The sequence below is a fragment of the Fulvivirga sedimenti genome (assembly GCF_020328055.1).
Genome location: NZ_JAIXNE010000002.1, coordinates 542,256 through 566,660 on the forward strand (window position 1 = coordinate 542,256; position 24,405 = coordinate 566,660).

Genomic DNA, 24,405 nt, shown 5'->3' on the forward strand with positions numbered 1-24,405 from the left:
ATTTAAGGGGCTATATTCCGTAAAATCTCAACCCAACCCTTATACTCTTCTCCATCTACCATGATATGGTAGAAATAAACACCATCCGGCAGATCACCACCGTCCCAGTTATTCTGGTAATTGTCTGAACTGAAAACACGTTTACCCCAACGGTTCGTAATAATCAGCTTCACATCATTATCCGGCTTATTTCGGATGAAGAATGTCTGGTTATCACCATCTCCGTTCGGCGTAAAAATATTCGGAATAAAGATGTCTGTATCCAACGGCACCCGGGCCACCAATTCAATGGAACAGCCCTGCTGATCCGCAACAAATACGCGATAACGCCCGGCAGGTATATCCTCATAAAGCTTCTCAAAATCAAGATTGCTATTGAGACGTACAGTATCAAAATCAGTAGAGAACGATTGTCCCGGCACTGCCGCTGAATCAAGCTCTATGGCAATCAGGTAAGGGAAGTCATTATCAACCGGCTGATACCCACCTATAAAATTGATTATCTGCATGGTACCTGTTGCCCTGTCGGGAAGCGATTTTGTCGTTACTCCGATCTGCGCCATCAATGGTGCCGGGATCAGCAGGTTCTCGGGATGATCATAGCGGATTTCCTGACCCGCACATATTGCCGGACTTTGAACAAGTCTCAATTTATATTCCTTGTTGGTTGTCAGGAAGAAATAATTCTCGATCAAATATTGGTTTCCAATATTCAGATTAAAGGTAATTTCCTCTACCAGCTGCGATGACAGATTATCAAATACACGTAACGTATAGGCGGTATTCGGATCACCCTGAATATCGGTGAGCAACAGCTGTTTCAAATTCGTACCGCCTGAACAGGTCAGCGCAAAATCAAAGAATACAGGCTGCGGTCCTCCGCTGATCGTTCTTTCCAGTTCAACCGGGCAGAAATTTGGATTTGTTGGAATCACAACCACCAAATATGCGGCGGAGATCAGCGTATCAAATTCAATATAACCGCCATTGTAGGTCAGATCCTCGTAAATTACCTGGCCCGCCTGTGCTCCATCCAGGGCCTCAATGGTTAGTCGGTAAGGACCTGGTACATCAATCGTATTATTTACCTGAATCTGTAAACCTCCGCTTCGGCCGTCATTTGAACAATCTGCCTGGATTACATTGGCCACAAGATCCACCTGGTTAGGCGAACCTACAGTGACAGGTATACGCTTGATACATCCGCCCTCATCCTGAATGAACACCGAATAAGCTCCAGCGGTAAGATCAGTCACTAACTCCTCGGCAGTGAATGGCTTAAAGTCTCCTGCCGGACCATTTCCAGGCACGACGGAGATCTGCCAAAGGTTATTAGGCGAATTACCACCCATCGGCGGGAAGGTAACTGTAATAGTGCCTTCATTGCCGTCACAAGAAGTTACCGGTGTTGACGCCACTGGCGTTACAATTTCCGGGTACAAATTATTGATGGTTACAAATACCTCTTCCGGACAAACATCCGAGGCATCATCACGGATCAGAATACCAATTGGTGAATCCGCCGCTGATAAATTGGTAACGGTAAATACCGAAGTAAGCGCCTGATTCCAGAGGACTCCATCCAGTGAATATTCGTATGGTGCATTTCCACCGCTAAGAATCTCTATTGTTGCCTGTCCGTCTGGTTCATTAAAACATTCACTGTCAACAACGTCAATTACAGCTGCCTCGAGAATTGTCTCATTCTCAAGTGTGAATGGCAGTGTACAGGTATTGCCATTGGTATCTGTAATGGTATACTGGTAATCATCTGCCGAAAGATCTTCGAAAAGGACCGGAATACCGGATGCTCCAATTTCACCCTGGTTAAATCCGTTGCTTCCAGACAACACCACAGTATAGCTTCCAGATCCTCCCGTTATGAGGAAACTCAGGGATCCTTCATCAGGAAGATTACACGGAGGCCTTACAGGTGTCACCTGTACTATGAATGCTCCACAACCTGCTCCACCGGTACAAGCCGGGTCGGTTGGCGGACGAACAGAAATATTTACAACATTCGAAGAAACCGGACCTGCAGGCGCACAGGATGCTGCAGGATCAGGATTCACTATAACATTCACCTGGTCTCCATCCGCCAATGTATTCGTAGTAAAGACATCTGAATTGGCACCTGCAACCGGAGCTCCGTTAATCTGCCATTGGTAAGTCGGGTTCAATCCAGCTTCTGTTACCGAAGCGGTAAACTGAACAGGGTTACCTGAGCAGATGGTTGTATTGTTAGCGACAACCGAAACAGAAGGATTTAGCGAATTAACAACATTGATGGTATACGGTGACGAAGTAATCACAGGATTATTCACACATGTTGCTGCAGGATCTGCTGTAAGAACAACTGTAACATTATCCCCGTCGGCCAGTGTGGATGAAGTGAATGTGATATTCGTCTCACCTGCCACATCAGCACCATTCACCTGCCACTGGAATGTTGGATTAGCACCGGCATTCTGCGCTGTAGCAGTGAATGTTACAGCATCGCCGACACAAACAGGATCCTGATCAGCATCGATCGATACCGAAGCAGTAAGATCTGAAACCGTAGAAAGGGTAATTTCATTACTGATTACTGTTGTAACAGTTGCACATGTTAACGCAGGATCTGCTGTTACAACCGCTCTGATCACATCACCGTCATTCAAACCGGCGGAAGTGAATGTTGTACCTGTCTCACCCGCTGCATCAGTACCATTCACCTGCCATTGAATAGCAGGAGAAGCACCAGCGTCTGAAATGTTAACAGTAAATGTTGCCAGATCACCAATACACACAGGGTTCTGATCAACAGTAATATCTGCTACAGGAGTAACCGCATCCTGTACCAGAATGGTTACAGGGGCTGAGGTAAACGGACTGTTGGGAACGCAACCTGCAGAAGGATCGGCAGTCACTACTACCGTAATCTGGTCTCCGTTCAGCAAGCCGGTTGCTACATATGTAGAACTGGTGGCAGCAGAAATATCCAGACCATTTAATTGCCATTGATAGGTAGGATTCGCTCCTCCATCAGTAACCGCAGCATCGAAGGTGACATCTTCGCCGGCACAGATACTGGTATTATCTGCCGTTACATTGACAGTCATTGGTGTACCAGCCTGAACCTGCTGGGTTATCTCATTTGATGTTACGGGACTGTTATTCACACAGGTAGCTAATGGGTCTGCCGAAACAACCAGGCGCACGATATCTCCGTCATTGAGTGAGTTTGAAGTAAACGTGGGAGCTATTGCACCTGCAACATCAACACCATTTACCTGCCATTGATACGTAGGGTTCGCACCTGCATCCGTAACAGTTGACTGGAAGATAACATCTTCACCTATACATGCGGGGTTCGCTGAGCTTATTATGCTTGCTGTTGCTGTGAGATCACTCACAATATTAATGGCTATCTCATTCGACTGAGCTGTAATATTGGTCACACAGGTAAGTGCAGGATCTGTACCGATCGTAACACGCACCAGATCACCGTCATTCAAAGACGATGTTGTGAAGGTTTCTGATGTTTCACCTGGCACATCTACTCCGTTAACCTGCCACTGATATGTTGGAAGTGCCCCTGCATTCGTTGTTACCGCCGTGAAAGTGACATCTGTTCCGATACAAACAGGGTTCTGATCGGCACTTATCGTAACATCCGCGGTTAATGCATTGGTTGAATTATAAGTAATCTCGTTTGAAGTGGCCGGATTGTTGATCACACAGGTAATCGTCGGATCTGCCGTCACGATGGCTCTTACGATATCACCGTCATTCAGCAGTGTTGTCGTAAAGTTAGGTGAAGTCGCACCCGGAACACTTACGCCATTCACCTGCCACTGATAAGTTGGGTTGGTTCCTGCATCTACCGGTGTTGCAGTAAATGTAGTGGGTGTACCAATACACGCGGGCAGCTGGTCTGCAGCGATAGTTACAGATACGTCATTCGCAGGTGAAATCAGAGATGCATTAAAAGAAACCCTTGCCTCGCCATCATTCTCGAAATATTCTAACACAAGATCAGTCGATCCATCCAAACAGATATTGATCGTTCGGGTAGTATAGGTTTGTAGAATAAATTCATCAATAATAAAAGTAGCACCGCCGTCGAGGGACAGTCTGAAACCATCGTCCCCTCCTACTGTGATCTGGTACGTTCCTGGCGCAAAATTCTTTCTCAGCTTAAAACGAATGCTGAAATTATCATCATACACCCCGCATAAATCAGGTCCGCTAAGGGGTGTAAGATTATTCCCCAGATTTAAGTCAAAATTTTCAGGCTGATTAATGAATCCCTTGTATTTCGCGGGATCAAAGTCTACACGGCCGGGATATGGAGGACCTGTCGGACCGTCTTCATATACATATCCAATCCAGTCTCCAGAGCCAAAACTCACCTGGTCTCCAACGATCGGCTGCACCGTTACAGTAGCGCTGCTTCCGAGTGGATCGGTTGTACATCCTGTACCCAGGTCAGTAACGCGGACAAGATCGTAGGTAGTAGTTGTCCCTGGATTCACCTGGAAAATAAACGGAGATGCAGCAACATTAACTGTTGTCTCAGCTACACCATCGCTGTAAGTGAGATCCCATGGCCCAACTCCAGTTAGGTCAACACCAAGGTCGGCCGGTGAACCTTCACAAGCTGTTATATCACCCTGGAATATTGCGGTTGGTGCATCTGAAACACTAACGGTGGGCTGATCGGTAAGAATTGCCGAACACCCTGCTCCATTCAAAGCAGCAATTTGATATGTTGTATTAACAGCTGGTGCCTGTGCAGAAGGAATAATAAGATCTACATTCCCTCCGTTTCCGGCCACTGTTACCGGTGGAGTGAGCGGGTTTCCTCCCAGATCCTGAAGTTCGTACGTGACGCCGTTTTCCGAACCTGAAATGGTGATCGTAACCGGATCGGAAGAAGGGTTACAGGATGCAGCATCGGATACTGCAAGTGAAATGTCCGGCTGTGGACTAACCGTTACCACCGGTTCATTTGCGTTGATTATCTCACCACACCCTACTATCTGGGCTACAACACGGTAGGTGGTAGTTACTGCGGGGGCGTTTGCCTGAAGGATAACAAGATCAAGGTCTCCACCTGTACTCACAGCGGTAACCGGAGGCGTAAGAGAAGCTCCTGACTGGGTCTGTAATTCATAGGTCAGGCCTGCTGTAGTTCCGCTAACAGTGATTATCACATCTGAAAGTGCAGGATCACAAATCGTAGGATTCGTTACAGGAAGGTTAATGGAAGGTTCTCCAATGATCAAATCTGCCGTTGTTACCGGACCGCAAGCATTAGCATCCGTAATTTCAACCGTGTAGGTACCTGAAACAAGACCTGCAAATATTCCCGTCGCATTCGAAATTGCACCGGGCTGGAGGGTATAGGTAAGTGCGCCAGTACCACCTGAAGCTGTAACAGCTATGCTTCCGTCATTTCCGCCGCCACAGGTAGCATCCACTGTGACTACATTATCAATGACAATAGCTGCCGGATCAGTAAGTGTTATGGTCCCTGTTACCTCAGGTCCGCATCCGTTATCATCCGTTATCTCAACTGTGTAATCACCTGCCACGAGGTTATCGAATACACCCGTCGTATTCGAAACCCCGGCAGGTTGTATCGTGTAGGTAATTGTACCCGTACCGCCCGATGCGGCAACCGTAATGTTTCCATCAGCAGCGGCGTTACAAAGAGGGTCTGTAAAGCTGGTATTGTCAATTACAATTGCAGGAGGCGCAGAAATTATGATGTCACCAGTATTGATCGGACCACAACCATTTGCCTCCGTAATATCGATGTTATAGGTTCCTGGAGCAAGGTTATTGAAAACCCCGGTATTGTTTGAAACAGCACCCGGATTCAATGTGAATGTATAGGGTGTTACTCCACCGCTAACGGCAACGCTGATTGTACCGTCCGTTGAAGTAGCACAGGTAACGTCGGTTGCTGTAATATTATCAATAACCGGCAATGCAGGCTCAGTAATGTTGATTGCAGCTGTCGTAACCGGTCCGCAGGCCGTTGCATCATCCACTTCTACTGTGTATACGCCAGCGGCAAGACCTGGAAATATACCCGTAGCATTGGTAATATTTAATGGCTGCAATGTATAGCTTAACGGAGCTGTACCCCCGGAAGCCACCACAGTTATGGAGCCATCTGCTCCGCTGTTGCAGGTAACATTCGTTGAAGCCACATTATCAATCGTGATGGCTGTTGGTTCAGTGATGGTGATCGTAGGAGTGGCGAACGGACCACAGGCATTGGCATCTGATACATCTACCGTGTAATCCCCTGCGGCAAGACCAGTAAATACCCCGGTGCCATTGGAGATTCCACCGGGCTGCAGGGTATAGACAATTGCACCGGTCCCCCCTGAAGCTGCAACGGTAATTGTACCGTCATTTCCGGCATTACAGGTTGCATCGGTTGAGGAAAAAGTATCTATAACAATCGCCGGGGGCTCGGTGATATTGATTAGCTGGGACTGCGCACAGCCGTCCGCATCGGTTACGCTAATTTCTATTACACCCGGACCTGCCGCTGAAAAATCCAGTGATGCCGCATTCGGCGTAATCGTTGCGCCTGCAGTATTCTGATCGACAGTAAAATTGAACGGACCATTTCCGCCGGTTACCGTAAATGTTCCGGCACCATCCGCTACTGCATTACAATTCAGTAAAATGTCTCCGGGAGATACCAGTTGAAGGTTATTCCAGGTAATGGTCACCTGATCCGTTGTTCCGGGGCAAATTCCACCATCGTCGGTGATGAACCATTCAAAAATATTATCGCCTTCCGATAAGCCGCTAACGGCTGAATTCGGATCATTGGGATCTGCAAATGTTCCCGTTCCTGATACCACACTCCAGCTGCCTATTTCACCTGGATTCCGGTATACATTACCTGCCAGGACAGCACTATTATCACAAACCACCTGATCCGGACCGGCATCAGCAGCAGTAATAATTGGCACAAAAATATCGATGATATCAATAGTACAACCTTTATCATCTGTTATTGTCACACTGTAATCCCCAGCATCAAGGTTAACAGGATCCTGAACATTCCCGGGATTTGTAGGGCCAGACCACGCGTATGAATAATTGCCATTTCCGCCTGAAACTGAAATGTCGATGGCTCCTGTTCCGGGTGAACATGCGGGAGTTACGTTGTCCAGTCCTGCTACAAGCGGGGTTGGCTGAAATATTTGAAAAGGGCCGGAATTACTGAAACCCGTACAGCTCGGATCAGATGGAAAGGTTATAAAAATTGAATAGTCGGCCGCCGGCAAATTGGTGAATGTGATACTGGGCGTATTAGCAACCTGGTTCTGAATCACTGCATCACCGCTCAATGGAATTCCGACTATAATATAATTGTACAGCCCGGTGTATCCGTTCGGATTGTTAAGAACAATTTCAAGTGTTCCATCATCAAAGCCATTACAGGTAACATCCGTCAGGTTTACCGTAATATCATTTACAGGACATTGCGCCTGCACCGAATACAACGGTGCGAGCAGAAATGATAGGGCTATAAATAATCGCAATACTTGCGGATAGCGTAAAAAATATCCTTTCATACTATTCAATTTCCTTTATTTGAATATTATCGATGATGGATTGGCATCTTTTTTCATCAGTAATATGAACACTGTAATATCCTGCTTTCAGACCCTTGAATTCCCTGTTTCCCTTTACGGGTTTGTCTACGGTAATCCACACAATCTGAACTTTTCCTGCACCCGGCGGTAAATCAAGTACAATTTCCCCGTTATTCTGACCGGGAGATGCGTGCCGTATGGTCGCTTCAATCTTTCCGCCAAAACACTTGCTTGAAAATTTTTCCTTTTCCTGTTTGGACTGGCTGAGCGCAGGTACTGTCGCTATGAACAGCAGCAAAATGGATAATTTTAATATGCTGGATACTGACATAAAAAATCTGCCTATTCAAAAAATAGTTAAAAAAATGATATTGATTCGATAGTTTACAGACTACCGAACATATCGTAAATATGGTTTTAAATTTAATTTATTCAAACTATTTTCTAAGGGAAATCCGAAAGGGCCTGATTTAGATATGTAAGAAAAAACCCCTATTAGTGATATTTCCGCTGAAGAATTTCGGCAAGGATGATGGCTTTGCGGGCATCTTCCGGGTTCTTCAGCATCTCCCTGATGCCTGGTTCATCCATGGCAGCCTCCTCTTCTTCCTCTTCCTGAAGGGTAACGGTTGACTTTGTTTTTACTCCTTCGATATTGACCATTTCATCCAGGCTTCGAAGTTTGTCCTGACGCTCGAAAGTAAAGGGATTTTCAGTTTCACGCTGAAGGGGCCTGCCGGCCCTCCTTACTTCGCGCTCGTCAACTAATTCATCTTCCTCCCATTCATCATCAAAGGTAGGCTCCGGTGATGGTTCCCTTCCACTGGTAAACTCCTGCAGGAGCTCTTCAAAGGATTTCACAGGCTGTTGAGGTCGTCGTGATGGCTGTCCGCCGGATGCGGCAGGTTTTTTCTGTCCTTTTTTACCACCCATCAGCCGTCCCAGCAGGGCGATCACCAGAAATATGATGTAAATGATTATTTCGCGGTCCATCCTTTTCAAATATAGGATTAAAAATGATAAATTCAGGAAGTATGACTCCCCTGTGGCTAGACCTGTTTTTTATTTTAATTTGTTTGACAACGGTTGGACTCTTCTATCGGGCCAATCCCGGCCTTCGAACTACGATACTTTTGATCCTGGTATGGTCGGTACTGCAATGTGTTCTGGCGATCCTCGGTTTTTACGGTGATCTCAAAAGAATGCCTCCTCCTCTCCTTGCCATCCTGTTGCCCCCATTCATTCTGATTATATATGGAAGCACCGGTAAGCGCCTCAGAAGGATCGAATCCCAGCATAATATTGTACGAAGCACCTGGGTACATTCCGTCAGACTCCCGGTAGAGATTGTCCTCTTCTATTTGTATTCTTATGAAATGGTGCCTCAGCTGATGACTTTTGCTGGCCGGAATTTCGACATTATTGCAGGTATATCTGCGCCGTTTGTAGCCCTGCTTTATTTCCGCGACCGAATCAGTGATCTTGGGCTGTTTCTTTGGAACGTTGTTTGCCTGGGACTGGTATTGTTCATTCTGGTGAATGGTGTGCTTTCAACGGAGGTTCCCTTTCAGCAATTCGCTTTCGAGCAGCCAAATAAAGCGGTTACACTCTTTCCCTACGTGTTGCTCCCGGCAACAGTGGTGCCGCTGGTTATTTTTTCTCATGTGATCGATCTGCTGATACTCGGACGTAAAATTAACAGAAATGATTAAGGACAACGGCTTCCGTGATAATATGCTGCTTCTGGCATTTCTGACCCTGCTGGTTTACCTGGGTTTCCGCCTTCACGGTGATACAGACATACAACTGCACGACACTTATTTTGTATTCAGCCCGCTAACTGTAATGATGTTGATGATGGCTCCCGTCTGGATGCTGGTATTGCTTCGCAGAAGCATTAGAACACGTTTCCGGTCCGTTCCATCAATAATTGCCCTCATCATCGCTATTGTGGCTTTCGGCTGGGTGTGGATTCCGTTTATTTCTGCCGTAATGGATTTATCCACTTAAGATTAAATCAGGTGAGTAAAAAAACTTGATGTAATCTGCCGGCTGACCGATCATTTTAACGCCAGCCACGGTGCATTATTAAGAGAAAGTAATAAATTTGTTTCCTTGCCAAAAGTGGGGCAAATTCTAATAAACACTTCACGCGCGTATGGAGCTTTCAAAGCTGGAGATCAAGGGATTCAAGAGTTTCGGTGATAAGGTCACGATCAATTTCGACAAAGGTATTACAGGTATTGTAGGACCTAACGGGTGCGGAAAATCGAATATCGTCGATTCCATCCGTTGGGTGCTGGGTGAGCAGAGCAGCAAAACTCTTCGTTCCGACAAGATGGAGAATGTGATCTTTAACGGAACCAAGAAAAGAAAGGCTTCGCAAATGGCAGAAGTGAGCCTAACCTTTAATAATACCAAGAACCTCCTCCCTACTGAATACTCGCAGCTAACAGTCACCAGACGATATTATCGCTCCGGAGACAGTGAATACCTGCTCAATGGCATCACTTGCCGGCTGAAGGACATCACCAGCCTGTTCATGGATACGGGTATTGCTTCCAACAGCTACGCCATTATAGAATTAAAGATGGTGGATGATCTCCTGAACGATAAGGACAACAGCCGCCGTGAATTGTTCGAGGAGGCAGCGGGCATTTCTAAATTCAAAAAGCGCAAGAAGGAGACACTCCGCAAGCTTGAAGATACCGATGCAGATCTTGAACGCGTTGAAGACCTGCTTTTCGAGATCGAAAAGAATATGAAATCGCTCGAAAGGCAGGCAAAGCAGACAGAAAAGTACTATGAGTTAAAGGAAGAGTACAAGGCATCCAGCCTGGCACTGGCACGTCTGCGGATCGGCCGTTTTTCTGAGCAGTACAAAGGTCTCCAGAAACAGATCGAAGTTGAGAACGATAAAAAGATCGGCCTCAACAAGCAGATCAAGGAAAAGGAAGCCCTGCTGGAAAAAGCGAAGACAGATCTGATTCACATGGAAAAGACACTGGCCAGCCGGCAAAAAGCGCTGAATGACCATGTGCACAAGACCCGTCAGTATGAGAGCGAGAAGAAGATCAAAAATGAACGCCTGCGGTATCTGAATGACAAGTCAGATAACCTCAAGGAACAGATAGAGCAGGATAAGAAGAGCAGTGAGCGCGCATCCTTCAGCATTGAAAGCCTGCGCCAGGAACGTGTGGCGGCCGAAGACAGGATGCAGGAACTAACAGTCAAAAAAGAAGAGCTCCAGGCGGAATACGAAACACAGAAAAAGAAAACACGCCTGCTGCAGGAAGAGACGGAAACATTGCGCCGGGTTCAGAAGAACGCACAGGAAGAAGTATATCAGCTGCGCAAATCCGTGGAGCTAAAAGAATTACAACTGAGTTCGCTAAAGCAGGAATTGGAGCGAACAGCTTCCAATACCAGTGAGCAAAATGCCAGCCTGCTGGAATTTGAAAAGAAAGCGCAGGCACTGGCCGAGGAATTGGCGGTAAAACGACAGCGGTTTGAGAAAATAAAGAACCAGGAATCCGCATTGCAAAGCCGCATCCAGAATACGCAGAAGACCATCGAAATGATCCGGGAGGAGCTGGCACAAACCAACCGTACACTGGATGCCCGTCAGAACGAGTATAACCTCACCAAATCATTGGTTGAAAACCTGGAAGGATTCCCCGAGGCAATAAAGTTTCTCAAGAAAAAGGCCGGATGGAAAAAAAATGCACCACTCCTGTCGGATATCCTAACCTGTGATGATGAATACCGGGTTACCATCGAGAATTACCTGGAACCATATCTCAATTACTACATCGTAGAGAAGGAAGCAGACGCCTACGAGGCTATCAATATCCTGAGCGATGCGGCAAAAGGGAAGGCACACTTTTTTATTCTTGATTCTTTTGACGGATTCAAACCGAGTGACACCCAACTCTATGACAGCGCATTTCCTGCCACCGAAATCATCGAATATGATGACAAGTACCGGGCGCTGATGTCCTACATTCTGGACCGCGTGTACATATATGAGGGGGATCATACCTCAATCCCGGCTGATGACAGCATATTTATCACAAAGAACGGTAAGGTCACCCGCAGACGATTCAGTATTTCCGGTGGCTCAGTAGGGCTGTTTGAAGGAAAGCGAATCGGAAGAGCGAAAAACCTTGAGAAGCTTGATAAGGAAATCAAATCCCTGAATAAAAAGCTAAGCAGTGTTCAGCAAAGCTTGTCTCAAAATCAGAAGGAGCTGGAAAAACTTCGGGGGGATACCCACCAGTCGGAGCTCGAAGAGATGCAGGAAGAAATTCGTCATATCAATGAGGAATATATCTCCATCAATACCAAAAGAGAGCAGTTTGCTCAAATGCTTTCGGCCGCAGATCTGAGAAAAGAAGATATCCAGGCGAAAATTGAAGAGATCCGGGAGGAACTTGATGATCATCGTCCCAAAGCAGATGAAACCAGCAGGGAGTTAGTCAAGATTGAAGAAAAACTTGCCGGGATGGAAGCTGAGTTCTCGGAAGAAGACCAGCGGCTAAATGAGCGATCCGCCGCATTCAATGAACAAAATATTTATTTCCATCAGCAGGAAAACCGGCTGAAGAGCCTTATCCAGGAAATGGAATACAAGGAAGAGACATTCGAGTCGACACGCGCACGCATCGATAAGAACGTTTCAGAACTTAAGCAAACGGAGGAAGAAATCCGTCAGCTGATCGACCGGTCGGAAGCCACCGATGATGAGCTGATCGCGATGTACGAAGAAAAGGAAGCGATTGAGACCGGCGTAAATGAAGCAGAAAAGGATTACTATGCGGCACGCGGACTCATCGACCGGATCGATAAGGAAGAAAGGGAGATTCAGCGAAGCCGGGAACAGCTTGATACACTCCTGATTGAATTACAAAACAAACTCAACGATACGAAGCTGGAGCTCTCGGCGGTGAAGGAGAGACTTTCGGTTGAGTTCAACATCGAAATGCATTCGCTGATGGAAGATATTCCGGACGAACAACCGGATCCTTCCGCCGTAGAAAACCTCGCCAACACTGTTCAACGTATTAAGGACCGTCTGGATCGAATGGGGCCCATCAACCCCATGGCCATGGAGGCATACCAGGAGATCAAGGAGCGAAATGATTTCATTACTGTACAACGGGATGACCTTATCAAGGCCAAGGAATCCCTCCTTCTCACCATCGATGAAATTGATGCCGTGGCTAAGGAGACGTTTCTGGATGCGTATGAAAAGATCAAGGAAAATTTCGTCAAAGTATTCAGGAGCCTCTTTACCGAGGAAGATGACTGTGATCTGAAACTATCCGATCCGGATAATCCGCTTGAATCAAAAATCGAGATCATGGCGAAACCAAAAGGCAAAAGGCCGCTGACCATCAACCAATTATCCGGTGGAGAAAAAACGCTCACGGCAACCTCCCTCCTGTTTTCGATCTATCTGCTGAAGCCCGCGCCCTTCTGTATTTTCGACGAGGTGGATGCCCCTCTTGATGATGCCAATATTGATAAGTTCAATAACATTATCAAGACGTTTTCAAAGGACAGTCAGTTCATCATCGTAACCCATAACAAACGCACCATGTCCAGTACCGACGTGATCTATGGAATCACCATGATTGAGCAGGGTGTTTCCAGGGTTGTGCCGGTGGATCTGAGAGAATTGGTCGACTAGTGGTGCAGTCTTCGGTAATTGTCCAGCATAATGGCTGTGGCAACACCTACATTCAGTGATTCAGCACCCCCAAAGGAAGGAATGGTCAGTCGTTCGGTAATCAATGCTTCCAGCGATGCGGAAATACCGTGCGACTCATTGCCCATCACCAGTAAACAGTCTTCAGGGAATTTGAAAGAATGGACATTCCGGCCCGACATATCGGCCGCATATACAGGCAAGCCAGCGGTTGCGATGACAGTATCAAGTTCCGCGTAAGATACCTCCACCCGGGTAAAGGAACCTTTCGAGGAGCTGATCACCTTCGGATTGTACAGCTCACAGGTATCAGGCGAAGCACAAATCCGATTAATTCCATACCAGTCGGCCACCCTGAGGATGGTTCCGAAGTTTCCCGGATCATTGATGCCATCCGAAAGTAAGGTAAGGCCGGAGGTCACCGCAAACGGTTGCTCAGGTTTCATTCGAACCAGGGCAATTGCGGCGTCATTGCTCTTAAGGGTTCCGATCGCTGAAAGATCCTCAGATTCCAGTACAGAAAGGCTCTCCAGGAGATGACCATGAAGGCTTCTGAATTTTGAAGTAGCAATGATCTCGGTTATTTCAAAGTCGGAATCAATCACTTCCAGGACACTTTTTTCACCTTCTACAAGAAAAGTTTGCTCCAATTGCCTGTATTTTTTTAATTGGAGTGATTTAATGAACTTCGTGTGGGCCTTTGAGAGTTTTACCATTCGTCATCTTTTGAGGAAATTCAGACATCTAGCATTTTTTACCCTCCTGCTCCTGACGACAGGATGTCTGGGTACACGCCATCTCAAAGAAGGAGAAAAATTATTGGTCAAGCAACAGGTTTCCAAAACCACCAAGGATATTGATACCGAAGACATTTCCCAGCTCTATGTCCAAAAGACCAACCGAAAGGTACCTCTGATTCCATTTGCACCCTATGTAGGACTTTATTATTACGGTCTGAACCGCTATGATATCGCAAAGTATGAGGCAAAAAAGGAGGAAATTCAGGAAAAATATAATCGCAAAATAGCCCGGGCTGAGGGTAAGAAGAAAAAGGTTGACAAATACGAACGCCGAAAGAGAAGGAAAACCGACAAGATTGACCTGAACATTCAGGAAGGCAATACGCTCATGCGGTGGGGTGAACCGCTCGCCGTTTTCGACACATCAAAAACCGCTGCTACTGCCGACAGGATTGAGCAATACCTGCAGTCGAAAGGATATTTTCAGGCCCGTGTAGATACGGCTTTACGCGTAAGCGGACGAAAAGTACGTGTAAAATTCCAGGTGAATCAGGGGCCGGCTTATATCATTGACACACTGATGCTGGAGACCGATGATCCGGTAATCACATCTTTGATGCGTGCTAATAATGAAGAAAGCCTGCTGGTGAAGGGAGAGAATTATAACCAGTCTAAGCTCACCGATGAGCGTCAGCGCATCGATGAAATGATGAAAAACAATGGCTATTTCTCCTTTTCCCGCCAGTATGTTGAATTTGAGGTCGACACTGCCTATGGGGAACCGCAGCATGTCGCCATTCGCACAAAGATCAACAAACCCCTGAACCGTGACCGTCACCGGCAGTTCCGGGTTGACTCCGTAAATTTTATCACCAATAGAAATCAGGGGGTAATTCCAATGAATACCACAACCCCCGAGGAATACAAGAATATCAATTATATTTTCGTCAAGAACCGATATAACACAAAGGTCCTGAACCGACGGATATTCATCGCCCAAAATGAACTCTACAACCGTTCCAACACGTTCAGGACACAACGCCAATTGGCAAACCTCGATATATTCCGGTTTATCAATATCAACTACGATTCCACTGGCGGTAAGCTGGTGGCCAATATTTATACGAGTCCGTTGAAGCTGTATCAGCTTACTTCCGAGATCGGAATGAACGTGACACAGGGCTTTCCCGGGCCATTTGTTAATTTGTCCCTGAAGAAACGTAATGTCTTTGGCGGACTGGAAATTTTTGAAATCTCGGGGCGGATCGGATACGAAGGAGTGCTTCCGGCAACCCAGGTACAGGATGTATATACCAGCGTTGAAGGAGGGATCAATGCCAGCCTTACATTCCCGCAATTCATTATGCCCGTGAGCGCCGAAGTCAAGGAACGCATGGGTAAAGTGAACCCGAAAACCAGGTTAACCGTAGGTTACAGTTATACTGATCGTCCTGAATATATTCGAAAGAATACGAATTTCGCAGCAGTTTATACCTGGCAAAGTGAAAAAAACACATTCTACCAGTTCACCCTGACCGATGCGAGTATCATTCGCTCAACACTCACCGATTCCTTTGAGGAACTGCTGGATTCATTGCGTACGGAAGGAAATAACCTGATCAATACGTTTAATCCTTCTTTCGTTTCTTCGATGATCCTGAGTGCTACCTGGAATAAGAACAGCTACGGACTCAATTATGTGAATTCATCTTTCTACCGGCTATTCGTGGAAAGCGGCGGAACGACATTGAATTTTGTAAATACGAATTTCCTGGAACGTGAAAACCTGGAATTTTATCAATGGATCAAGGCGAATTTTGATTACAGGAATAATAAACCGCTCAATAAAAATACGACCATTGCCTTCCGGTTCAATATTGGCTTTGCCAAAAGTTACGGTCAGAATAATGACATCCTCCCCTATGAAAAATACTTCTTCGCAGGAGGCAGCAACGGCATCAGGGCCTGGAGGCCAAGACGACTCGGCCCGGGGTCATTTGTAAGAATTGATTCAACCATCACCAATAGCGAAGGGCTCATTACACCGGAAGTGGATTACAGTTTTGAGCAGCCGGGAACGATTCTGATGGAAGGCAGTGTAGAATTCCGTAAGAACCTGATCGGATTCATCGACTATGCCTTCTTCTTTGACTTCGGAAATATCTGGAACTTCAAAGATACACGGGACGATGCGGTTTTTAAGCTGAACCGGTTCTACCGTCAGATCGCTGTGGGTTCCGGGGTGGGCCTTCGTTTTGATTTCTCCTTTCTCGTCCTGCGGCTGGATGCAGGTATCAAGGTATTTGATCCCGCCCGTGCGCCCGGTAAAAGGTTTATTTTATCGAGGGGCTTTTACGACGCCCCCTTCACCCGCTCAGCATCTGAAACGGTCATATTCAATATTGGTATTGGATACCCGTTCTGATCAATACGAAAGCAGCCATTCCAGCTCAGACGCAACTTTTTCAGCATTGGGTAACATCTGACTTTCCAGGTGAACATTCAACGGCACGGCAGGCAGGCTTGCTGAACCCATTACACGAACAGGTGCATCCAGATGTTCAAAACATTCCTGTCCGATCTGGCCTGCCAGTGATTCAGCAAAAGAATTCATTTTCTGTTCTTCGGTAAGCACCAGGACACGATTATGGGTACTTACTTTTTCGGCAATCAGATCCCAATCAACCGGATGGAGCGTACGAAGGTCCAAAACAGATATTCTGCCCTCAAAGTTCTTCGCTGCTGCAGTGGCCCAGTACACGCCCATACCATACGTCACGACCAGTACGCGGCTCTGTGAACCTTCAGCTGCTTCAAGATGCATTCTGCCCTTTCCGAGCGGAATAACGTAATCTGAATCAGGTTCTATCGTTTTTGCTTCCGCCGTTCCGGGAACCTTTGACCAGTACAGGCCCTTGTGCTCCAGCATTACTACCGGATTCGGATCGTAAAAGGCTGCTTTGAATAATCCCTTCATATCGGCGGCATTCGACGGATAAACGACCTTAATGCCGCGGATGGCCAGTAACGCGGATTCCACGCTGCCGCTGTGGTACGGTCCGCCCCCGCCATAGGCACCGGTTGGTACACGGATGAGGGATTGAACAGGAAATTTACCCATCGACAGATAGCAGCTTTTCGAAAGTTCCTCCACCAATTGGTTAATGCCCGGCCAGATGTAATCGGCGAACTGAATCTCGACGATCGGCTTGGTGCCTACCGCAGACATTCCCGCCGTGGAACCTACGATATATGCTTCCTGAATAGGTGTGTTGAACACGCGTGTGTCTCCATATTTCTGGGCCAGTGTGGCCGCCTCACGGAATACACCGCCCAACGTTCCTCCTACGTCCTGGCCATATAACAAGGCTTCAGGATGCTTTTTTAATATTTCATCGACTGCATGCAGGGCGGCATCAACCATCACCACCTTCTCCCCACCCTCAGGGTGCCGGTTGCCTTTCTCTTCTACAATAGGGGTAGGCGCGAAGATATGTGTATCAAATTCAGACGGATCCGGCTCGGGGGCATCTACAGCATATTGATAATCGGATTCCACCACCTTCTCGGCAGCCTCCCGCAATTTCTTGAGACGGGCTGTGCTGACCCCCATCTGGCGCAATGCTTTCTCATAAACTGGAATCGGATCCTGGGCTTCATGGGCCTTAAGGTCGTCATCCCCCCGATACCATTCCTTACGAACCCCGGAAGTATGATGCCCCAGCAAAGGACAGGTGGCATGAACAATTGCCGGACCCTTTCGGTCGCGCACATAATTCATCGCCTCTTTGATCGTACGGTAGGACGCCATGAAATCAGCGCCGTCTACCTGATAACGCTTCATACCCTTAAACCCTGCTGCAAATTCATAGGCATTCATTGCACGCATCTCTTTTCCCGTAGCAGAAATCCCCCAATCATTGTCCTGCACCACATAGAGGATGGGCATGTTTTTCAGGACGGCCATCTGGAAGGCTTCACTTACTTCTCCCTCGGTGATAGAGCCATCCCCAAAGGAACAGAATACCAGGCCCTTCTCTTTCTCTATCAGTTCCATGTCTTCCAGGTACTGGAGGCCCTGTGCCATACCTGTGGCCGGGATGCCCTGCATACCTGTAGCACTGCTCTGATGCGGAATTTTGGGGAAACCGTCCCTGTCAAGGGAAGGATGCGCATAATAGGTCCGCCCACCCGAGAACGGGTCATCCTTGCGTGCCAGGAGCTGAAGCATGAGTTCGTAGGGCTGCATACCGATTCCCAGCAATATTGATTCATCACGATAGTACAGGGAGGCATAATCCCTGCCTGTCAGCTGCAAACCGATGGCCAGCTGGATCGCTTCATGCCCGCGTGATGTGCTGTGCACATATTTGCTGCAAATGTCGCGATGCTCATCATAAAGATCAGACATCCGCCTTGCCGTGCACATCAGCTGATAAGCCTTCAGCAATATGTCTTCAGGTATATCAGCAGGGAAACTGTTTTTTTTGGTGGTTGATGCTTTTCCCGGTACCGCTGCTTTCGTTGTCGACATAGTCTTTTTCTGTTTCAATCGTTTGCGAAGTTACTGAATTTGATGCTTTTTGCCCTCCTTGGGAATTAGAATTTAACGACTTCTTTATACTCGGGTATTCGATCGGATTTGACTAGTTTTGCCAGATGCTCACCAAAGAAAATATTGCCGAAAGCTATCGCGACCTGCAGAAAAGAATTATTGGCGGACTGGAAAGTGCTGATGGTCAGGGTTCTTTTGAAACCGATACCTGGGAACGCCCTGGCGGTGGTGGCGGCATTTCACGCGTGATACGCAACGGAAGGATCATTGAAAAAGGAGGTGTGAACTTTTCAGAGGTTTACGGGGAAACACCGGATAACATTTTACGGTCTATGGATTTACCGAAGGCCGACTTCTTTGCTACCGGGGTTTCCATTGTACTTCATCCCAAAAATCCAATGGTACCGATTATCCACATGAATGTGCGCTATTTTGAAATGACGTCGGGCCACTGGTGGTTTGGTGGTGGAATTGACCTGACCCCGCATTATGTAAACCGGGAAGATGCCAGGTACTTCCATCAGTCACTGAAAGACGTTTGTGACCGTTATGATTCGGGCTATTATCCAAAATTCAAAAAGTGGGCTGATGATTATTTCTACCTGAAGCATCGTGAAGAAACACGAGGAATCGGCGGGATATTTTTTGATCGCCTGGATGGCAATAAAACGCATATCCACGATTTCACCATTGCACTTGGGGATCTCTTTGCACCACTCTATGCGCATTTCATGAAGAAGAACCATGAAATTGAATACGGTGAGAAAGAGGTCAACTGGCAACGGCTACGCAGAGGACGGTATGTTGAGTTCAACCTGGTGTGGGATCGGGGAACAAAATTCGGACTGGAGACCAACGGGCGTACAGAATCGATCCTGATGAGTCTTCCTCCACTTGCCGGTTGGGAATACAATGCTGTACCGGAAAGTGGAAGCAGGGAGCATAAGACGCTCCAGTTGCTTAAAAAAGATATCAACTGGCTGTCTGAGTAATGGAACAACTCGCAGAACTGGATAAGGATCTATTTTTTATACTGAATGGTCTGCATACTGCCTGGCTTGACCCGGTGATGTATTATATCTCGCAGACACTTACCTGGTTGCCGGTATACCTGCTTTTCATGTGGTTGCTCATCAAAAATTTCGGATGGAGGACTGTCCTCTGGCTTACAGGATTGGCTCTGGCCATCACCCTGGCGGATCAGGTTACATCCGGACTGATGAAACCTTTCTTTGAGCGTTTCAGACCATCACGGGATCCATCCTTTGAGGAGGGACTTGTGCATATTGTAAACGGATACAGGGGTGGTAAATTCGGTTTTGCATCTTCCCATGCTGCCAACGCGTTTGCTGTTGCCACATATCTGTACTTGCTGTTAAGAAATTCGGTACGATACTCAGGCTATCTCTTTGTGATGGCGGCGCTCATCGCCTACAGCCGCATTTATCTGGGTGTTCACTATCCAGCTGATGTTATTGCAGGGGGTGCCATCGGAATCGTAGCAGGAAGTTTGTGTTACCGTCTTGCAATGCTGGCAAACAACAAATGGTTAAAGTCGACCGCTTAGGGTAAGTATTCGCTGCACATACTTGCCTACGACATCAAACTCCAGGTTTACCAGATCTCCGGGATTCAGATTTTTCATTGTCGTATGTTCATAGGTATAAGGAATGATGGTAACGGTGAATTCCGTTCTGCCGACATTAAAACAGGTAAGGCTAATGCCATTGATGGTTACAGATCCTTTCTCCACCATGAACTTGCTGAATTCAGCCGGGAAACGGAAAGTAAACAGCCAGCTTCCGTCACGCTCCTCCCGCCGAGTTACCTCGCCCACTGAGTCCACATGTCCCTGAACAATATGGCCGTCGAATCGTCCGTCGCTTTTCATGCATCGCTCGAGGTTAACAGCTGCTCCGGGCTTTAAATGACCCAGGGATGACTTTCGAAGTGTCTCTTCCACCGCAGTTACACGGTGATTATTCTCCCCTACCGCCGTTACGGTAAGGCAGACACCGTTATGAGAGACACTCTGGTCCACTTTAAGTTCAGATGAAATCGGACTTTCGATATCGAAATGCCGGTTGGAGCCTGATGTCTCTATGGCTTTTACTGTTCCGGTTGCTTCAATTATTCCTGTAAACATGTGTTCGTTGTATACCTCAAAAATACATTTTTGAGGGCACATTTGGAATTCTGAAAATTAATATCTTACTTTGGTTTATAATATAAACTACTTTATACAATGAAAACATCAGACACCATTCAATCATCGGAGGAAAGCTTGGCGATCATACAACGGATGATCAGTCAGACCCGCGGCAATATGCGCAGCGGTGGGTTTTACTTCATTCTTTGGGGCTGGATCGCCGTACTGGGTAACCTCGGCCATTATCTTATTGCAATGTATACTGATTATCCACACCCCTACATTATCTGGCTGATCAGTATTCCGGGATGGCTGATCAGTATGTGGTACGGAAGAAGACAGGAATCACGTGCAAGGGTCGTCAATTTTACCGACCGCCTGATCATGTGGACCTGGGTGGGTTTCGCCTTTTCGATCATCGTGATCATATTTTCGGGAAAATTCGCCGTCTATATTCCTGCTTTAATCCTTATACTTGCGGGTATGGCTACATTCATTACCGGTTGTATCACCCGTTATAAGCCCGTTATCTATGGGGGAAGCTCGCTATGGATCTTCGCTGCACTGGCGTTATATGTATCGCCGCAAAACAGCCTGTTGGTTTCCGCCCTCGCCATCGCAGTTGGTTATCTCATCCCGGGCTATCTCCTAAAATTCAAAAAGGAATCATGACCGCGTTTAATGATCTGGATCCCCTGTTGCACTCCCAGCTTCGACTGGCAGTAATGTCCATTCTCATGAATGTGGAATCAGCTGAATTTGTGTACCTGAAGGAACAAACCAACGCCACAGCCGGAAATTTGAGTGTACAGCTGGACAAGCTGTCAACCGCCGGGTACATCCAGGTGGATAAATCCTTCCGTGGCAAGAAGCCGGTTACCACATGCCGTATTACCAAAGCAGGTATTCAGGCTTTCAGACAATACGTGAAAGACCTGGAGAAATACCTGAAACCATAGTCTTTTTTTTAACCATTAAGTTTATAATATAAACCAGTTTATTATGAAAAATCTAGCAATCTTTATCATTCCTCTTGTTTTCGGATTTCATCATATCCATGCACAGAAAACTATGGAGGACCTTTTAAAAACCGAGAGCACCTGGGTGGGTGAAGGCTACCAGCAAATGCCACAGGGCGACCGTGTGGAATTTAAACAGACCGAAGAGGTGACAGTACTGCTGGATGGAAAACTCCTCATGTTCCATGGAACAGGGACCGATAAAAATTCAGGGCAAGTAGGATTTGAAGCCGTAGGAATCCTGTTTCAGGATCCTTCCAGCAGTAAAACGCAAATTCATGCGTGGACGAGTGATGGTCGTTTTACTGCCGCGGATGTAACATTCACCGATTCGGGGTTTTACTGGCAATTTGATGTCCCAAATGGTGGAACCGTTCGATATACAATTGAATTGACAGATACCACCTGGAAGGAAACCGGCACCTACTCCCCTAACGGAGAACAGTGGTATCCCTTCATGGGAATGGAGCTGAGCAGGCAATAATCAGGCATCGGAATAATGAATAGTTGGAAGAGGAATCTTCTTTCACTATTCATTATTCATCGATATATTTTAACTTCGTGTTTTGAAATTGAAAAAGCATGTCGTTACGCGAGGAATTTCCCATAGAACTGTACAACACCCTAACCCGAACCAAAGAAAAATTCGAGCCGCAGCATGAAGGCCATGTGGGAATGTATGTTTGCGGACCGACAGTATACAACGATGTACACCTGGGGAACGTCCGCACGTTTTTAAGTTTTGATGTCATCAACCGCTATTTCCGTTACCTCGGATATAAAGTTCGGTACGTACGGAACATTACGGATGTCGGGCACCTGGAGAACGATGCAGACGAGGGGGAAGACAAGATCGCGAAGAAAGCCCGCCTTGAAGAGCTCGAGCCCATGCAGGTGGTGCAGCAATATACCAACGGGTTTCATTCCGTTTTGGAAGAGTTCAACCTGCTCCCCCCCGACATAGAACCTACTGCTACCGGGCATATCATTGAACAGATCGAATGGGTAAAAACCCTTCTTGAAAAGGGACTTGCCTATGAAGTAAATGGCTCGGTTTATTTCGATGTTACCAAATACAATGAGTCGCACGATTACGGCAAACTCTCCAATCGTAAAATCGAGGAACTCATGGACAGCGGACGTATGCTGGACAGTCAGGATGAAAAGCGTAACAAGATAGACTTCGCGATTTGGAAAAATGCCTCCCCTGCTCATATTATGCGCTGGCCGTCTCCCTGGGGTGATGGCTTCCCGGGATGGCACCTGGAATGTTCAGTGATGAGCACCAAATATCTTGGCGAGACTTTCGATATTCACGGAGGCGGAATGGATCTCGTATTTCCTCACCATGAATGCGAAATCGCTCAATCCGTTGGATGCAAGGGTCATGACCCGGCCAAATACTGGCTCCACACCAATATGCTTACGGTGGAAGGTCAGAAAATGAGCAAGTCACTTGGCAACTCATTTCTGCCACATGAATTGTTTACCGGTAATCACCCACTCCTGGATCGTGGCTATCCGCCGATGGTCGTCCGCTTTTTCATGCTGCAGTCCCATTACTCAAGTACCCTGGATTTCAGCAATGAGGCATTGGGCGCTGCTGAGAGAGGGTATAAGAGACTCATGGAAGGATTTAAAACGGCCCGTCAGCTTGAATATACACCGGGTGCAGTCGACACTGCCTTTGATACCGAGGTAAACGCACAGATCGATGCGATTTTCAAAAACCTTAGTGATGACTTTAATACGGCCAAAGCGCTGGCTTCTTTGTTTGATCTGACTTCCGTTATTAATAACCTGAAGACGGGAAACAAAAAAACGGGCGCATTGAGTAAGCCGACGTTCGAACGGCTCATCACCCATTACACCGGTATCATCACAGATGTTCTCGGGCTGAAGTCGGAACAGGAAAGCAACAGTCACCTGCTTGACGGAACCCTGGATGTGCTGATCAATCTGCGCACTGATGCCAAGCGCCAGAAAAATTATGCCCTGGCTGATCAGATCCGGGATGATCTGAAGAGAATCGGCATCACACTGAAGGATGGAAAAGACGGAACAGAATACTCTATTGATTAGCACTTATGTAGTACATAGTCAGTAGTCAGTAGTCAGTAGTCAGTAGTCAGTAGTCAGTAGTGTAGTGAATAGTAGTGAATAGTAGCGGGTTAATAGTTTTTGGTGTATCACTTACTATGAAATCATAACATGACTGGGAACGCTTAAATGCAAAATTGAGTTATATAAAAAAACCGAAAATAAACCGACAACTACATACTCTCAAACTATCAACCGTCACTACTGACCACTGACTACTGACTACTGACTACTGACTATACTAAAGTCCATATTAATCTTCCCCATCCGCATATACCAGTATGCGATAAGTCCGCTTTTGGGCTCCAACTGCCGGCACTCCCCTTCTTGTTCGAACTATACCATTGAGGCCATCAACGAATGGGGACCGGTAAAGGGTACCTGGCTGGGCTTGAAGCGGATTGCCCGTTGTCATCCCTGGGGTACTCACGGGTATGATCCTGTCCCGGAGAATCCAAAAAAGAAACAGGGTTAGGTAATATTCTTCCGCATTTGATACTTTTGTTTCAGGCAATACCC

The 24,405-nt window shown here is 46.8% G+C and carries 17 protein-coding genes; 11 read left to right on the plus strand and 6 right to left on the minus strand.

Annotation, left to right across the window (positions count from 1 at the left end; genetic code table 11):
* Positions 1-2: 2 nt before the first annotated feature.
* From LDX50_RS08710 to LDX50_RS08720, 3 genes are all read right to left on the minus strand, one after another.
* Positions 3-7,592 (minus strand): T9SS type B sorting domain-containing protein, encoded by a 7,590-nt coding sequence (locus tag LDX50_RS08710; protein ID WP_225698055.1) that lies wholly within the window; start codon positions 7,590-7,592, stop codon positions 3-5.
* A gap of 1 nt (position 7,593) precedes the next feature.
* Complete coding sequence (locus LDX50_RS08715) at positions 7,594-7,911, minus strand: hypothetical protein (RefSeq protein WP_225698056.1); 318 nt, start codon at positions 7,909-7,911, stop codon at positions 7,594-7,596.
* A 197-nt stretch (positions 7,912-8,108) separates the two neighbouring features.
* Entirely contained in the window at positions 8,109-8,606 is a 498-nt protein-coding gene (locus LDX50_RS08720; protein WP_225698057.1) for a hypothetical protein, read from the minus strand.
* Between the two features lie 83 nt (positions 8,607-8,689).
* On the opposite strand from LDX50_RS08720, the gene LDX50_RS08725 reads away from it, so the two are divergent.
* The 3 genes from LDX50_RS08725 (at position 8,690) to smc (ending at position 13,305) form a co-directional block, all read left to right on the plus strand.
* Complete coding sequence (locus LDX50_RS08725; protein ID WP_225698058.1) at positions 8,690-9,325, plus strand: hypothetical protein; 636 nt, start codon at positions 8,690-8,692, stop codon at positions 9,323-9,325.
* Entirely contained in the window at positions 9,318-9,623 is a 306-nt protein-coding gene (locus LDX50_RS08730; protein ID WP_225698059.1) for a hypothetical protein, read from the plus strand. The genes LDX50_RS08725 and LDX50_RS08730 overlap by 8 nt, the downstream gene beginning before the upstream one ends.
* Before the next feature lie 148 nt (positions 9,624-9,771).
* The gene (gene smc, locus LDX50_RS08735) at positions 9,772-13,305 is read left to right on the plus strand and encodes a chromosome segregation protein SMC (protein WP_225698060.1); all 3,534 of its coding nucleotides are present in this window, start codon (positions 9,772-9,774) and stop codon (positions 13,303-13,305) included.
* Here the strand turns inward: smc and LDX50_RS08740 are convergent.
* Entirely contained in the window at positions 13,302-14,039 is a 738-nt protein-coding gene (locus LDX50_RS08740) for a TrmH family RNA methyltransferase (protein ID WP_225698061.1), read from the minus strand. The genes smc and LDX50_RS08740 overlap by 4 nt on opposite strands.
* A gap of 10 nt (positions 14,040-14,049) precedes the next feature.
* Between LDX50_RS08740 and tamL the strand changes: the two genes are divergently transcribed.
* The gene (gene tamL / locus LDX50_RS08745; protein WP_225698062.1) at positions 14,050-16,488 is read left to right on the plus strand and encodes a translocation and assembly module lipoprotein TamL; all 2,439 of its coding nucleotides are present in this window, start codon (positions 14,050-14,052) and stop codon (positions 16,486-16,488) included.
* Here the strand turns inward: tamL and LDX50_RS08750 are convergent, their stop codons facing one another.
* Positions 16,489-18,597 (minus strand): alpha-ketoacid dehydrogenase subunit alpha/beta, encoded by a 2,109-nt coding sequence (locus tag LDX50_RS08750; protein ID WP_225698063.1) that lies wholly within the window; start codon positions 18,595-18,597, stop codon positions 16,489-16,491.
* A gap of 125 nt (positions 18,598-18,722) precedes the next feature.
* On the opposite strand from LDX50_RS08750, the gene hemF reads away from it, so the two are divergent.
* Both hemF and LDX50_RS08760 read left to right on the plus strand, forming a co-directional pair.
* Positions 18,723-19,610: an oxygen-dependent coproporphyrinogen oxidase gene (gene hemF, locus LDX50_RS08755; protein WP_225698064.1), complete on the plus strand. Its 888-nt coding sequence runs from the start codon at positions 18,723-18,725 to the stop codon at positions 19,608-19,610.
* The gene (locus LDX50_RS08760; RefSeq protein ID WP_225698065.1) at positions 19,610-20,185 is read left to right on the plus strand and encodes a phosphatase PAP2 family protein; all 576 of its coding nucleotides are present in this window, start codon (positions 19,610-19,612) and stop codon (positions 20,183-20,185) included. The genes hemF and LDX50_RS08760 overlap by 1 nt, the downstream gene beginning before the upstream one ends.
* Here LDX50_RS08760 and LDX50_RS08765 read toward each other — a convergent pair.
* Positions 20,168-20,764: a riboflavin synthase gene (locus LDX50_RS08765; protein WP_225698066.1), complete on the minus strand. Its 597-nt coding sequence runs from the start codon at positions 20,762-20,764 to the stop codon at positions 20,168-20,170. The genes LDX50_RS08760 and LDX50_RS08765 overlap by 18 nt on opposite strands.
* Before the next feature lie 99 nt (positions 20,765-20,863).
* On the opposite strand from LDX50_RS08765, the gene LDX50_RS08770 reads away from it, so the two are divergent.
* From LDX50_RS08770 to yidD, 5 genes are all read left to right on the plus strand, one after another.
* Positions 20,864-21,439 carry a hypothetical protein gene (locus tag LDX50_RS08770; protein ID WP_225698067.1) on the plus strand — a complete coding sequence of 192 codons (576 nt, stop codon included), beginning with the start codon at positions 20,864-20,866 and terminating at the stop codon, positions 21,437-21,439.
* Entirely contained in the window at positions 21,436-21,726 is a 291-nt protein-coding gene (locus tag LDX50_RS08775) for a winged helix-turn-helix domain-containing protein (RefSeq protein ID WP_225698068.1), read from the plus strand. Before LDX50_RS08770 ends, LDX50_RS08775 begins: the two co-directional genes overlap by 4 nt.
* A gap of 43 nt (positions 21,727-21,769) precedes the next feature.
* A complete protein-coding gene (locus tag LDX50_RS08780) occupies positions 21,770-22,270 on the plus strand; it encodes a hypothetical protein (protein WP_225698069.1) in 501 nt (166 codons plus the stop codon).
* Between the two features lie 98 nt (positions 22,271-22,368).
* On the plus strand, positions 22,369-23,868 hold the full coding sequence (cysS, locus tag LDX50_RS08785) for a cysteine--tRNA ligase (protein ID WP_225698070.1): 1,500 nt from the start codon (positions 22,369-22,371) through the stop codon (positions 23,866-23,868).
* A 274-nt stretch (positions 23,869-24,142) separates the two neighbouring features.
* Entirely contained in the window at positions 24,143-24,361 is a 219-nt protein-coding gene (gene yidD, locus LDX50_RS08790) for a membrane protein insertion efficiency factor YidD (protein WP_420828564.1), read from the plus strand.
* Positions 24,362-24,405: the final 44 nt, after the last annotated feature.

Coding starts and splice junctions, on each gene's coding strand:
- LDX50_RS08710 (WP_225698055.1), bottom strand. CDS start 7,592: ATGAAAGGATATTTTTTACGCTATCCGCAAGTATTGCGATTATTTATA.
- LDX50_RS08720 (WP_225698057.1), bottom strand. CDS start 8,606: ATGGACCGCGAAATAATCATTTACATCATATTTCTGGTGATCGCCCTG.
- LDX50_RS08730 (WP_225698059.1), top strand. CDS start 9,318: ATGATTAAGGACAACGGCTTCCGTGATAATATGCTGCTTCTGGCATTT.
- smc (WP_225698060.1), top strand. CDS start 9,772: ATGGAGCTTTCAAAGCTGGAGATCAAGGGATTCAAGAGTTTCGGTGAT.
- LDX50_RS08740 (WP_225698061.1), bottom strand. CDS start 14,039: ATGGTAAAACTCTCAAAGGCCCACACGAAGTTCATTAAATCACTCCAA.
- LDX50_RS08750 (WP_225698063.1), bottom strand. CDS start 18,597: ATGTCGACAACGAAAGCAGCGGTACCGGGAAAAGCATCAACCACCAAA.
- hemF (WP_225698064.1), top strand. CDS start 18,723: ATGCTCACCAAAGAAAATATTGCCGAAAGCTATCGCGACCTGCAGAAA.
- LDX50_RS08760 (WP_225698065.1), top strand. CDS start 19,610: ATGGAACAACTCGCAGAACTGGATAAGGATCTATTTTTTATACTGAAT.
- LDX50_RS08765 (WP_225698066.1), bottom strand. CDS start 20,764: ATGTTTACAGGAATAATTGAAGCAACCGGAACAGTAAAAGCCATAGAG.
- LDX50_RS08770 (WP_225698067.1), top strand. CDS start 20,864: ATGAAAACATCAGACACCATTCAATCATCGGAGGAAAGCTTGGCGATC.
- LDX50_RS08775 (WP_225698068.1), top strand. CDS start 21,436: ATGACCGCGTTTAATGATCTGGATCCCCTGTTGCACTCCCAGCTTCGA.
- LDX50_RS08780 (WP_225698069.1), top strand. CDS start 21,770: ATGAAAAATCTAGCAATCTTTATCATTCCTCTTGTTTTCGGATTTCAT.
- cysS (WP_225698070.1), top strand. CDS start 22,369: ATGTCGTTACGCGAGGAATTTCCCATAGAACTGTACAACACCCTAACC.